At 53.4% G+C, this 12,865-nt stretch carries 14 protein-coding genes; 11 read left to right on the plus strand and 3 right to left on the minus strand.

From position 1 onward, the window contains the following. Nucleotides 1–311 precede the first annotated feature (311 nt). From MIH19_RS05400 to MIH19_RS05420, 5 genes are all read left to right on the plus strand, one after another. Nucleotides 312–584, plus strand: a complete 273-nt coding sequence (locus MIH19_RS05400; RefSeq protein ID WP_249007892.1) for a BrnT family toxin — start codon at nucleotides 312–314, stop codon at nucleotides 582–584. Beyond that, on the plus strand, nucleotides 568–822 hold the full coding sequence (locus MIH19_RS05405) for a BrnA antitoxin family protein (RefSeq protein WP_249007893.1): 255 nt from the start codon (nucleotides 568–570) through the stop codon (nucleotides 820–822). The genes MIH19_RS05400 and MIH19_RS05405 overlap by 17 nt, the downstream gene beginning before the upstream one ends. Before the next feature lie 58 nt (nucleotides 823–880). After that, complete coding sequence (locus MIH19_RS05410; RefSeq protein ID WP_249007894.1) at nucleotides 881–2,290, plus strand: plasmid pRiA4b ORF-3 family protein; 1,410 nt, start codon at nucleotides 881–883, stop codon at nucleotides 2,288–2,290. 151 nt (nucleotides 2,291–2,441) lie between these two features. Beyond that, on the plus strand, nucleotides 2,442–2,708 hold the full coding sequence (locus tag MIH19_RS05415) for a type II toxin-antitoxin system HicA family toxin (RefSeq protein WP_249007895.1): 267 nt from the start codon (nucleotides 2,442–2,444) through the stop codon (nucleotides 2,706–2,708). Next, entirely contained in the window at nucleotides 2,705–3,046 is a 342-nt protein-coding gene (locus MIH19_RS05420; protein ID WP_249007896.1) for a type II toxin-antitoxin system HicB family antitoxin, read from the plus strand. Before MIH19_RS05415 ends, MIH19_RS05420 begins: the two co-directional genes overlap by 4 nt. A 134-nt stretch (nucleotides 3,047–3,180) precedes the next feature. Here the strand turns inward: MIH19_RS05420 and MIH19_RS05425 are convergent, their stop codons facing one another. Then, entirely contained in the window at nucleotides 3,181–5,328 is a 2,148-nt protein-coding gene (locus MIH19_RS05425) for a flagellin (RefSeq protein WP_249007897.1), read from the minus strand. A 168-nt stretch (nucleotides 5,329–5,496) separates the two neighbouring features. Between MIH19_RS05425 and MIH19_RS05430 the strand changes: the two genes are divergently transcribed. The 5 genes from MIH19_RS05430 to fliS all read left to right on the plus strand — a co-directional run bounded on the left by MIH19_RS05430 (nucleotide 5,497) and on the right by fliS (nucleotide 10,863). After that, the gene (locus tag MIH19_RS05430; protein WP_249007898.1) at nucleotides 5,497–5,751 is read left to right on the plus strand and encodes a hypothetical protein; all 255 of its coding nucleotides are present in this window, start codon (nucleotides 5,497–5,499) and stop codon (nucleotides 5,749–5,751) included. Beyond that, nucleotides 5,724–7,595, plus strand: coding sequence for a flagellin (locus MIH19_RS22410; protein ID WP_283164101.1), 1,872 nt, complete (start codon nucleotides 5,724–5,726; stop codon nucleotides 7,593–7,595). The genes MIH19_RS05430 and MIH19_RS22410 overlap by 28 nt, the downstream gene beginning before the upstream one ends. A 69-nt stretch (nucleotides 7,596–7,664) precedes the next feature. Next, nucleotides 7,665–8,147 carry a flagellar protein FlaG gene (locus MIH19_RS05445; RefSeq protein ID WP_249007899.1) on the plus strand — a complete coding sequence of 161 codons (483 nt, stop codon included), beginning with the start codon at nucleotides 7,665–7,667 and terminating at the stop codon, nucleotides 8,145–8,147. Between the two features lie 277 nt (nucleotides 8,148–8,424). Continuing rightward, the gene (gene fliD, locus MIH19_RS05450; RefSeq protein WP_249007900.1) at nucleotides 8,425–10,407 is read left to right on the plus strand and encodes a flagellar filament capping protein FliD; all 1,983 of its coding nucleotides are present in this window, start codon (nucleotides 8,425–8,427) and stop codon (nucleotides 10,405–10,407) included. A 57-nt stretch (nucleotides 10,408–10,464) separates the two neighbouring features. Next, entirely contained in the window at nucleotides 10,465–10,863 is a 399-nt protein-coding gene (gene fliS, locus MIH19_RS05455; RefSeq protein ID WP_249007901.1) for a flagellar export chaperone FliS, read from the plus strand. Nucleotides 10,864–10,924: 61 nt separating this feature from the next. On the opposite strand, the gene MIH19_RS05460 is transcribed toward fliS, so the two are convergent. Continuing rightward, the gene (locus MIH19_RS05460; RefSeq protein ID WP_249007902.1) at nucleotides 10,925–11,140 is read right to left on the minus strand and encodes a BrnA antitoxin family protein; all 216 of its coding nucleotides are present in this window, start codon (nucleotides 11,138–11,140) and stop codon (nucleotides 10,925–10,927) included. Next, complete coding sequence (locus MIH19_RS05465) at nucleotides 11,137–11,424, minus strand: BrnT family toxin (RefSeq protein ID WP_249007903.1); 288 nt, start codon at nucleotides 11,422–11,424, stop codon at nucleotides 11,137–11,139. Before MIH19_RS05465 ends, MIH19_RS05460 begins: the two co-directional genes overlap by 4 nt. A gap of 115 nt (nucleotides 11,425–11,539) precedes the next feature. On the opposite strand from MIH19_RS05465, the gene MIH19_RS05470 reads away from it, so the two are divergent. Beyond that, complete coding sequence (locus MIH19_RS05470; protein ID WP_249007904.1) at nucleotides 11,540–12,751, plus strand: argininosuccinate synthase; 1,212 nt, start codon at nucleotides 11,540–11,542, stop codon at nucleotides 12,749–12,751. Nucleotides 12,752–12,865: the final 114 nt, after the last annotated feature.

The following is a 12,865-nucleotide window of genomic DNA, read 5'->3' on the forward strand; positions in this document are numbered from 1 at the left end:
GGGAAGAACGGTGGGCCGCGATTGGATTAGTGCAGGAATGGAAAGCCAGGCTGCAAAGCGCTGATACATAGGGGGACGGATTTCAAATCCGTCCCCAAATCCCAAACTTCGCTCGAGGGGACAGATTTCAAATCTGTCCCCGGTTTCGAAAAGTGCAGTAACAGTTACAAAAAAGCCCGACGAGGATTCCGAATCGAGCTTTTTTGGGGCGGTTTTCACTGCGCAGCAACTCTGGTATTTGCGGCAACAGATGGTCTTTTTTAGGGCTACCTGTTAATTTGTATGTACAAAAGTAATTACAGGGATGTGTAATGTATTTTGAGTGGGATGACTCGAAGAACGCGGCCAATATCAGTAAACACGGAATAGACTTCAGAGATGCGATTGATATGTTCAATCACCCTATGCTGACAGCGATTGATGAGTGCTTTATGTACGGGGAAGAGCGATGGACAGCGATCGGGTTAATGCGTGAAATGGTTGGCGTCGTCGTTTATACGGAGAGGCGTGAGAGCGTGGTGCGAATAATTTCTGCCCGAAAAGCGACCAGACGAGAGGTGAGGTTATATGAGCAAAACATCTAAGACAGACTGGAAGCGATTGACCGAAATGGAAGACGATGCAATCGACACCAGCGATATTTCCGAGCTAGATGATAAATTTTTTCAGAACGCCGAACTTCTCATTCCAACAAAGCAGCCGGTGACTCTGCGCATCGATGAAGATGTGCTGGTCTGGTTTAAGGCGCAAGGACGAGGGTATCAGACTCGCATTAATAAATTGTTGAGGCATTACATGGAGAGTCAGGTTACGAAGCGCTGATACAGAGGGACAGATTTAAAATCTGTCCCTGCTTTCTACCTACAACTGCGGAGGCTACGTGACGAAAAAAAGTAACAATCTCTACCAAATCAAAGTCTCACTCATCGGCGCCCAGCCACCCATCTGGCGCCGATTACTGATTGATCCAGACACAACCTTTCAGGATCTTCACCGCATCATCCAGCTGGCCATGGGCTGGCAGGTGTCGCACCTGCATTTGTTCCAGGCTCAGGATGGCACGCTTCTAGGCGACCTGGCCGAAGACGAAGACAGCATGCTGAACGTAGAGGACGAATCCGCCGTAGCGGTCTCCAGCCTGCTGGCTAGAGAAGGGCAGGCGCTGATGTACGAGTATGACTTTGGCGACAGTTGGGAGCATGAAGTAAAGCTGGAAAAGATCCTGCCGAGCGATCAAGAAGAGCCACTGCCCCGTTGCATCAAAGCCGTGCGGCAGTGCCCGCCAGAGGATGTTGGCGGGTTACCGGGCTTCTATGAATTTCTCGGAGCCATGGAAGACGCCACTCATCCCGAGCACGCTGCGATGCGGGAATGGCGTGGCGGCGAGTGGTTCGACCCCGAATATGTGAACCTGAATCAGATCAACGAAGACCTTCATGAACGCCATGCCCTGTTTGCTCAATACGCTTATGATGAACCGCCGATGGCAGCCATCGATTTCTGCGGCCTTAGCCCTAACCAGATGCATGAACTTCTGCAAAGTCCCTTCAATTGCCCCGCAGTATTCAAACCACTATTCAACGCAGAAGTCGTGAACCAGGTGCTCGATACCGCGCCGGTTGTCCGCATGGCAAAAGTGTTGATCGCCGCCATGGAAGGAAAAGGCATTCGCCTGACCAGCAAAGGCAACCTGCCTTTGAAGCAGGTTCAAGCCATGATTCAAGCCGGTGGCGAGGAGATTGTTTTTCCCATGGCCAGATTTGGCAAAGCACGGTCAGAGGAACACGTTCTGGGTGTCCACCTTACCCGCGTGCTGCTGGAGCTTGTCGGTTTTACAAAAACCGAAAAAGGCCACCTGCTGCTGAAAAAAACAGCGCAAACCCGCTTGGCGAAAAAGGGCTGGCTGACATTTTATCGGGACATCTTCTCCACAGCGCTGTCACAGTTGAACTGGGCCTGGATAGACAGCCGTGAAGGAATGGAAGCGGTTCAATACGTTGCCCCATTCTGTTTCTGGTTGCTGTCAGAAAATGGCAGTCAGTGGCGGCCCGTGCAGGACTACCTGGCGGACATGCTTAAAGCCTTTCCCCAGTTGCCTCGTGGTGCCCAGCCCAGCGCTTACATAAGTGAGGAGCAGCAGGCCAAATGGGCGCTAGACGCTAGAATGCTGGAACTTTACCGAATACTCGGCCTGATAGAGCGAAACCCGGAGCAGGCCGAGTTTCGGGAAGCAGATAAACAAATGATGCGACGAACGACGTTGTTTGAAGGAATGTTTGTGCGGGCGTAAAAAAAGGGGACGGATTTCAAATCCGTCCCCGGTTTCGTTTGTAGTGTTGTAGTGGTGGTCAAACTGGCGGCCAACTGGCCGACATGCAATGCGGTTGCATAACCTTGAGTGCAACTATATATTAGTTGCAAAACCTGATCAGGATGATCGCATGGTAAACAAGGAAAAGTTCGCGGTTAGACTGCTCCGAAAGCCGACCCCTAAAAACATAGCCTGGTCTGAGCTTCGTGGCTTTCTGCTAACGCTGGGGTTTGAAGAAGAGCAGGGTAATGGCTCCAGAGTGCGCTTCTATCTGCAGCTGGAGCCGGATAAGCGAGGCGTAATGATCAAGCTGCACAGACCACATCCAGAGAACGTGTGCGGCCCGTTAATGGTTAAAGATGTTGTGCAGATTTTAAAAGCGTGGGGTCTTTTATGAATAGCAATGTCATGAAATATAAAGGGCAGGTTGGCTCTATAGAGCATGATTTAGAGCAGGGTGTGCTCTACGGAAAGCTTCTTTTTATAAGCGATCTGGTGACTTATGAAGCAGAAAACCTGAGAGGCCTGGAGGCAGAGTTCAGGACCTCGGTTGGCGAATACCTGGCGGATTGTGAAAGCATGGGCATTTTGCCGAACAAGCCTTTCAAGGGATCATTTAATATCCGAATCGGACGGGACTTGCATCAGAAGCTGGCGATGAAAGCTGCGGATGAGGGGCTTGGATTGAACGAAGCTGTTCAGAGAGCCGTCGAGAAATTCGTCGTTCCGCAATAACTTGCCTGAAAACGGGGGCAGATTTTAAATCTCTCACGTAAGACCTGGGACGGATTTTAAATCCGTCCCAAATCCGCCCTAGGGGACAGATTTCAAATCTGTCCCGGCTTTGCCTTTCCGTCTGCTTTCGGCGATTAACCCTGCAGCAACTGCAATACCTGCTGCGGCCGCGCATTGGCCTGGGCCAGCACCGACAGGCCTGCTGACTGAAGTACCTGGGTGCGGGCCAGTTCCGCTGTTTCTGCTGCAAAATCCGCGTCGCGGATCCGGCTGTTAGCGGCCGACAGGTTCTCAGAGGTGGTACTCAGGTTGGCAATGGTGGACTCGAAGCGGTTCTGTAGGGCGCCCAGTTCCGCCCGGAAGCCGTTGATCTTGTCGAAGGCGTAATCGATCGCAACCAGGGTCTCTTCGGCGCCAGCGGCGGTGTCGATTGCGAGATCGTTCACGGAGACGGTGTTGTTTGCGGGCGTCGCATTCAGGACCTCGTTGATGCGGGGCGTTATGCCATCCGCTTTGAGAAGATTGGGGCTTGTAATCGAGACGTCGTAGCTTTCACCAAACGGGGAGGAAAAAATGATACTTTCATTGGCAGCGTTTAGGTTGGCGCGAATGCCGGTCTCTACGGTCAGTGAGTTGATTTTCGCGACGATATCATTGAGTGACCGTGCCTCAATCTGAAACGCTGTTCCATCAACGTCGACGTCAAACGTGACGCTGTTGCCGCTTTCAAAGCTTTGGGCGAGTGTCAGCCCTGCGGCGGCATCGATGGGAGTCGTGCTGGTGACAGAGCCGTTTGCTGTGCCGCCGTCAGCGGCAGTGAAGTCGGAGATTGAATATGTGCCGACGTTGCCATTTTCAATGTTGATGGCTGTGCCACTGGCTACAGCGGTCAGCTCATTAAAACCATTTGCCGCAAGCTGAGTATTGATTTCACCAATCACGGTGCTGAGATTGTTTGTACCATCAGCTCCCACCGTGAACGCGATTGCTGTCCCGTCCACTTCAAAGGAGCCTGTAACCCCTGATGTAAAGACTATGTCGGCCCCCAAATCAGCCAGTTCCTGCGACCCTGCCGTCGTCAGGGTTCCCTCGCTAGCGATCGTACCGGTCTGGGCAGTACCTGCGGCCGCCGGAGAAGTAACATTAGTAATGGAATAGGCGGTGGTGGACGAGTTGACCAGTTCAAGGTTGTCACCTGTTATCTGAACACTCAGATTATCAAAACCTTTATTCGCCAAATCGGTATTGAGTCCAGCTAGCAGCTGAGTGTCACCATCACTAGCGGCAGTATCCATCGTAAACGTGATTGCTTGGCCACCAACTTCAAAGCTGACCGTGGGGTCACCAGAATAATCGCGGGAGGCTGCCAGGGTGACCAACGTATCCGTATCTGCTCCAACAGTAGCTGCATCCAGCGTTCCATCCGTTCCATCTATTGTTACTTTAGTGCCGGTGTCGTCGGTGAGGGTGACGGCAGCCGTCACGGCGGCATCAGTGGTGTTGGAAAACACGATGGAGTTGCCGTCATCAGAGGCGGCTGCAGTTACGCCTGTCAGGTTGCCGTTGGCGGTAATGGCATTGTTGATAGCAGTCGCCAGCGTGCCCGCATTGGCCACAGAGCTGGTGTCGACGGTCAGCGCCTCACCGCCCAGGGTAATGTCCGCTGTGATCGTTGCGGTGAGATCCAGTCCGGAGGTGTCGAGGGACAATTCTCCAGCTGCTCCGGAGCCCAGCGGTTGGGTAAGCAGGTTGGCTGTTCGAGAAATGACCCCCCCGATCTGGCTACCCCGGGAATCCAGCCCACTAATGCCAATTGTTTCACCGGCATTGGCACCTACCTGAAAAGTCTGCGTACCAAACGTACCATCAAGTACCTTCAAGCCATTGAACGCAGTTTGCGTAGAAATGCGGTCGATTTCATCAAGCCGCTGCTTGACTTCATCATTCAGAGCCTCACGATCGAAAGAGCTGTTAGTGGCGTTGGCTGACTGCACCGCCAGTTCACGAATGCGCTGCATGTTATTGATGATTTCATCCATGGCACCTTCGGCCGTCTGCGCCAGGGAAATACCATCGTTGGCATTGCGCTGAGCCATGTTCAGGCCGGTAATCTGAGCCTGAAAGCGCGTAGAGATGGCGAGGCCAGCCGCGTCATCCTTGGCTGAGTTAATGCGCAGTCCGGAAGACAAGCGCTCAAGGGCCGTATTCGCCTGCGTTTGTGAGGCGTTCAAATTCCGCTGTGCGTTCAGCGACGCGATGTTGGTATTAATGACTTGAGGCATAGCATGTCTCCCTGCGCTTGTTTAAAGGCCGGAACAGGGCGGTGCAAATAACAGAATCCCTGGCCGACAAAATTCAAATAGTTGCCGTTTGGTCTTAATCAATGCGAAAGCCATGCCAGAACGTAGATAGTGCTACCAGAGAGCTGTTTTGAAAGGGAAAGTGATAAAATGGGCGTTGCGGCCCTGATGGCTGTGGCGATTTTCTGGCAGGAAGGTAGGCAGCACCTTGCCGCTTTTTTGAGCAAGTTACATTCTTTTACAAAGTTTTTAGAAATCCGCCTAAAGGAACCGAGGGTTGCGCCGTTAAGTGAAATAACAGGGCGGCGCTCCAAACTAAAAGAGAACGCCAGACCTCTTTCACGCAATAACGACTACACAGTCGAAGGAGATTCACCATGGCTCTCGGAATCAACACCAACGTAGCCTCACTTAATGCCCAGAATCAGCTGAGCAAGTCACAGGGCATGAACGATCAGGCCTTGCAGCGTCTTTCTTCCGGCCTGCGCATTAACTCGGCTAAAGACGATGCGGCTGGTTTGGCGATCTCTACACGGTTTACCTCGCAAATCTCCGGTTTGAACGTTGCTGTGCGTAACGCCAATGACGCAATCTCTCTGTCGCAGACAGCTGAAGGTGCGCTGAACGAGGTGACCAACAACCTGCAGCGTATCCGTGAACTGGCTGTTCAGTCTGCCAACTCCACCAACAGTTCTTACGACCGCGAAGCACTGAACGAGGAAGTCCAGCAGCGCATTGAAGAAGTAAATCGTATTGCTGGGCAGACTGCTTTCAACGGTTTGAAAGTACTCGACGGCAGCTTCGGTGACGCCGTATTCCAGGTGGGCGCCAACGTGGGTGAAACCATTGGTCTCGATCTTAACGCCAGCGTGCGTACTGATGCTATTGGCGGTGTCGCCCAGGCGGTATCAGCCGATTTGAGTACGCAGATTACCGAGGCGGTTACCGCGGTAACGGGCTCCGCGGCTACGTATGCCGTTGACGCAACAAACCTGATTGCCGACTACAGCACGGTGGCGGCCACAGCAACGGATTCACTGGTCTCTGGCGCGTATACGCAGGCGGCTTCCACTACCACGACTGACGCTTTTCAATTCTCAATCGATGGCGTAGTGGCGTCAGACAATGTGGTTGGGGATGCTACCGCTGCTAAACTTGATACTGACATCGCAGCCTTTGTTACTAATTCTGGTGGTGCTTACACGCAAGCCGGAACTGTAGCTGGCGGTGATTTGGTGATTAGCAAGACCGATGGCACCGATCTGACTTTGTCAACGTCATTTTCTGACGCCGTTAACTCAGTAGCCACTGCCACTGGTCCCACTTCAGGCGGCACGTTTGCAACTACGAACTTTACTGGTACGGCGGTTACTACTGGAGCCGTTGAAAACACCAGCGCCAACATCACGTTCACAGTGACCGACCCCGAGAGCAACGTGCTGTCTGTAACACTCGATAGCAATATAACCTCGGCAGCGGATCTAGCTACGGCGATCCAGGGCCAAACCGGGTATGGCGCAGCCACCTTCACGGCCGCGGCTGATGGTGACAATGTTGTCCTTACTGACGGGTCTGACATTGATGGCAATTTCACGATTACTGGTACCGATGCCGCGCTGGTGACGGCTGAGAATGTAGCAGCCAGCACCGCAGCCGGCGCTACTGAAGTGATCGGGGTGGTTGCTCAGGAAATCGTTGTGGGCGCAAACGAACTCACCTTCCAGTTTGGTGATGGCGATGCGTTAGCCGTTGCCGCTGGCACTTACAGCACGGTTCAGTCCTTCGTGGATGGTGTGAACACGGCACTGGGTGGTAACGCAAACGCCGTGTTGGGTGACGATAATGTGCTCACCATCACGTCCGGTGAAGCCATCACTGTAGCAGCCACAGGTGGTGCCAGCACCGTCTTTAGCACCGGCGCAAATGCCGTGTCAGGCAACCTTCAAGACGCCGACGTGCTCACTGTGGATGGCGCCAATACGACTATCCAGCGTGTCGATGCGGCGCTGACCTCAATCAGCGACCTGCGCAGCACCTTTGGTGCCATCCAGAACCGCTTTGAGTCCACCATTGCCAACCTAAGCACGTCAGTGGAAAACCTGTCAGCGGCCAACAGCCGTATTCTGGACGCAGACTTCGCCTCGGAAACGGCGGCGCTGGCCAAGTCTCAGGTATTGCAACAGGCCGGAATTTCGGTTCTGGCCCAGGCCAACGCTCGTCCTCAGCAGGTTCTGTCCCTCCTGCAGTAAGGGGTTAGCGGTAACAGCTGGAGCCTTCGGGCTCCGGTTTTAAGCCGTTTGAGTACAGTGAGGTAAGCTATGAATGACGTTACCCTGAACAGTACGGATCTGAAACTGGCTCGCTCCGGCGAGGCTGTTCCGGCTCGGGCACTGTCGTCATCTTCTGCTGAAGGTATGCGTGCCGCGGGCTCTGTTGCCAATAGCTTCGCTGTCAGCCAAAGTTCCGCCGCGAGCGTGAAGGGCTCGCCTTTAGTGGGCAATGTGAATGTGGTGCAGCAACAAACTCTGACTGCAGCTGACCAGGCCACACAGGCCAGGGAATTGATTGAATCGCAGAAAGAGCAGCTGACCAGTGCGGTATCGCAACTGAACAGCTATGTTCAGAATGTACAGCGGGATTTGCAGTTCGAGGTAGACAGCGAGTTGGGCCAGACCATCGTAAGAGTGGTGGACCAGAAAACCCAGCAAGTGATTCGGCAAATACCTGATGAGCTAGCGTTAAGGTTGGCAGAGAAATTGCAGCAGGACGAACCGCTGACGTTGTTTAACATCAAGGTATAAAAAGTGTAAAGAGTTGCCGCTTTTGATTTGATGTTGGCAATGATTATTCAGCACCGCCGCACCCTTAATGGGCTGGCGGTGCTCTGGTTTTAGGTAGGGGACGGACTTAAGTCCGTCCCCGGTCTCGGTAAGGCGGTAAGGTAAGGCGGGGACAGACTTGAAGTCTGTCCCCTGGTCCCCGGCCCCAGAAATATATTTGCCGAGAGGGGCAAAGTTTTGCCGCTTGCGGCCGTTAACCAAAGTACGAAGTGATTGGCGCCTTCAAGGAGGCATTGGTATGGCAAATATTTCATCACTGGGAATTGGCTCTGGCGTGTTAACGTCAGACTTGGTAGATCAGTTGGTTAAGGCAGAGCGCGCACCTGCTGACAACCGGTTTACCCGGCAAACCCAGCAGTCAGAGGCGATGCTGTCTGCCTATGGCAAGTTGCGCAGTGCCGTCACCGAGCTGCGCTTGCCCATGCGCCAGCTAAGTTCTGCCGGCAACCTGAAGGCCTTTTCCGCTACCTCATCCAATGAAGATATCGGTGTATCGGTAGACAGCGCCAAAGCCAGTCGCGGCAGCTATAGCCTGGATGTCACCAGCTTGGCCACCGCTCAGGCATTGGCATCGCAAGACGTGTTCGCCGATCGCGACACCACCTCCGTGGGCGAAGGCAAACTGACCATCGCCGTGGGTGACAAAACCGCCAACATCACGATCGACAGCAGCAACAATTCTTTGCAAGGTCTTGCCAACGCTATTAACGATGCGGGTGTGGGTGTGTCCGCCGGCGTTATTGATACGGGTAATGGCTTTCAGTTAGTGCTGTCAGCAGATGAAACCGGTACGGCTAATGCGATGAGCATCACGGCCGCCGACAGCGATAATGCCGATGGCGCCGACCTTTCCCGATTTGCCTTTGACGCCAGTATCGAAGCGGGAGCAGGAACGGGTTTTAGAGAAAGTATCGTCGCTACCGATGCGGTTATGAGCATCAACGGTATTGACGTTACCCGTTCCACCAACAGTTTCGAAAATGTGATTGATGGTCTGTCGTTCGACATCAAGGACATTGGCACTTCCACCGTCAAAGTCAGCCAGGACGTGGGTGCCGTTACCGATCGTGTTCAGGGCTTTGTTGAAAAGTTCAACGCATTGCAGGTCACCATCGATAGCCTGGCGGGCTTTAATGCCGAAGCGGGCGTCGGTAGTCTGTTGACTGGCGACAGCACCGTGCGGGCTCTGCAGAGCCAGCTACGGCAAGTGCTGACCGGTGTCGTGCCCGGGCTGGAAAACGCCAACGTGCGCAGCCTGGCCGACGTGGGCATAAAGACCGATCCGAATACCGGCACTTTGGAGTTTGATCGCAGTATTTTCGAAACCCAGCTCAAGAACAATCCGGACGATGTAACCGCGCTGTTTGCCGAGCAGGGCAGAACGACCGATGGCCAGGTGGAGTTTGTGCGCAGTGGATTGAGCACTCAGCCGGGCCGGTACGATATCAATGTTACCCAGGCGGCTACCCGGGGCCAGCTGACTGCGGGCTCTGCATTGGCATCGTCAGTTGATGTGACGGACACAAACGATGAGTTTGCACTAACGGTCAATGGCGAAACTACGGTAAACCTGAAGCTTACTCAGGGCACGGGTGTTACGGCTCAGGCGCTGGTAGACGACATTCAGGCCCAGTTAAACAGTAACGCAGCCCTGAACGCCTCTGGCGAATCGGTACAGGTGTCGCTGGACAGTGACAATAAGCTTGTATTTACATCCGGTAAATACGGCTCTGAATCCAACGTTAGTATTAGCTCGCAAGAAGATGCTGATGCTTTTGGCCTGACTGGCGCTAGTGGAACCACTGGCCAAAATGTGGCCGGCACCATTGGCGGCAAGGTTGCAGAGGGTGATGGCCAGGTTCTGTTCCTGGGTAGCGATTCCGGTCCGGCATCGGGCTTGCAAGTCCGCATTCTAGGTGACCAGACCGGTTCCCGCGGTTCTATCAATTTTGTCCAGGGCTTGGGTAAAAACACCGTTGATTTGGTGAATAGCTTTGTAGGTGCAGAGGGTAGGCTGGAATCCCGCACCAGCAGCTTGAACCGCGAACTGGAACAAGTTAAAGAAAACCAGATAAAGCTGGAAGTGCGCATCGAATCCTACCGCGAGCGCCTGGTAAAACAATTCAGCGCCGCCGATTCGCTGATTTCCCAGCTTAACAACACCCGCGATTTCGTAACCCAGCAGCTTGAAGCGCTGGCACCGCAGAATTTCAACAAGTAGTCATTCCGGCTAACGCTTTGATAAGTCCGGCGCAGCCGGCGAGAAACGAGGTTACCAATGAAAGGTTTAAAAGCATACCAGCAGATAAACACCCAAACCAGCATCACCGATGCCGACCCGCACAGGCTGATTCAGCTTTTGTACAACGGTGCGCTAGAGCGTATCAATATGGCCAAGGCCCGCATGCAGGCCAAAGATTTTGAGGGCAAAGGCAAGCTGATTAGTAAGGCTATCGAGATTATTGGAGGGCTGCGCAGCTTTCTGGACTTTGAAAAAGGCGGCGAGTTGTCTGTAAGGTTGGAAGGCTTATACGACTACATGGAGCGCACCTTACTTGAAGCCAACGCCAAAAACGACCTTGCCAAGCTGGACGAAGTGGCTAGCCTGCTGCACGCCGTAAAAGAAGGCTGGGACGGCATTCGCAGCGAAGTGGTTGCCCAGGCCCAGGCTGTTTGATTTGTGCGGAAAGCCCCCGCTTCACTTATAGGGGTGGGGACTTGTGCAATTGGGGATCAGGTCAATCCCAGCGAATGTCTATGGTTCGTTTGTTAGCCATACAGTCCCTTAAATATAAGTTAATCAGGGTCTGATAAGGGACGCCGGTTTCGCTGGCCATTTCTTTAAAATAATCCAGTACGTCTTCGCCCAGCCTCATAGTTATCGGCTTTTTCAGCCGTGCCGCATAAGGATTGGGCCGCGATTTCATAGATGAGAGATCGTATTCTGCTTTCATGACAGGCCACCATGGTAATGAGTGCGTTCTGTAACGGTTGCCTTCCTTGCTGAAATTATCCGGATTACGCTGCCTCCTTTGCGCTCACAGTGACAGACAAGTACTAGCCTGCCTAGGGCGCTTGTTCCCAGCATAATAAACCTGTCCTCATGAACTGAGTTTTCTTCGTCAAAAAACTGGACGGCAAGCTCATCGAAAAACACGCTTTGTGCCTCTTCGAAGTTTACTCCATGCTTTTTCTCATTTGAGGCGGCTTTTGTTCGATTCCATTCGAATTTAATCATACGTACAGTGTATGTACGCGGCGCTGGGAGTCAATAGCCAATTCAAAGACTCTCCCGTACAATATGCGCCCTTCCTATTGAACATCTGTTTTTCTTTTTAGTCTGGAGCAAGGGCATGTCTGATATCAACAAAGTAGTACTGGCCTATTCCGGTGGCCTGGATACCTCGGTTATCGTGCGGTGGCTGCAAGACACCTACGGTTGTGAAGTGGTTACCTTTACGGCTGATATCGGCCAGGGCGAAGAAGTAGAACCGGCGCGGTTAAAAGCTAAGGCGCTGGGCGTAAAAGAAATCTACATTGAAGACCTGCGCGAAGAATTTGTGCGCGATTATGTATTCCCCATGTTCCGCGCCAACACCGTTTATGAAGGCGAATACCTGCTGGGTACCTCTATCGCCCGCCCGCTGATTGCCAAGCGTCTGATTGAAATTGCCAACTCCACCGGTGCCGACGCCATTTCCCACGGCGCAACCGGCAAAGGCAATGATCAGGTGCGTTTCGAGCTGGGTGCCTACGCTCTGAAGCCCGGCGTAAAAGTCATCGCGCCCTGGCGCGAGTGGGATCTGAATTCCCGCGAAAAACTGCTGGCCTACTGCGCCGAACGCGACATTCCGGTCGACATGAAGAAAGGCAAATCGCCTTATTCCATGGACGCCAACCTGCTGCACATCTCCTACGAAGGCATGAACCTGGAAGATCCCTGGTGCGAAGCCGAGGACGACATGTGGCGTTGGAGTGTTTCGCCACAAGAAGCGCCAAATACCGCGACCTACATTGAAGTCACCTACGCCAAAGGCGATATTGTTGCCGTAGATGGCCAGGCCATGAAAGCCCACGAGGTGCTGGAGCACCTGAACAAGGTTGGCGGCGACAACGGCATTGGCCGCCTGGACATCGTAGAAAACCGTTATGTGGGCATGAAGTCCCGCGGTTGCTACGAAACTCCGGGTGGCACGATTATGCTGCGCGCTCACCGCGCCATTGAGTCCTTGACTCTGGACCGCGAAGTAGCGCACCTGAAAGACAGCCTGATGCCGCGCTATGCCGAGGTAATCTATAACGGTTATTGGTGGTCGCCAGAACGCGAAGCTCTGCAGGCACTGATTGACCAGACCCAAGCCTACGTTAACGGCACCGTGCGCCTGAAACTGTACAAGGGCAACGTAGACGTAGTCGGCCGTAAGTCAGACGATTCGCTGTTTGACGAGAAGATTGCCACCTTTGAAGAAGACGAAGGCGCTTACAATCAGAAAGACGCCGAAGGCTTCATCAAGCTAAACGCTCTGCGCTTGCGCATTGCCGCCAGCAAAGGTCGCAAGCTTTAAGTTTCAGTTGGCGACTGGAAGATAGCGCGATACTTCCGGGCCGGCTCTGCCGGCCCCGGTTGCTCCGGCCGGAATTTTTACTTTAATTTGCCCGAACTCTTCGAGGAATTTTGA

This window comes from Marinobacter sp. M1C (assembly GCF_023314135.1).
Lineage (GTDB): Bacteria > Pseudomonadota > Gammaproteobacteria > Pseudomonadales > Oleiphilaceae > Marinobacter.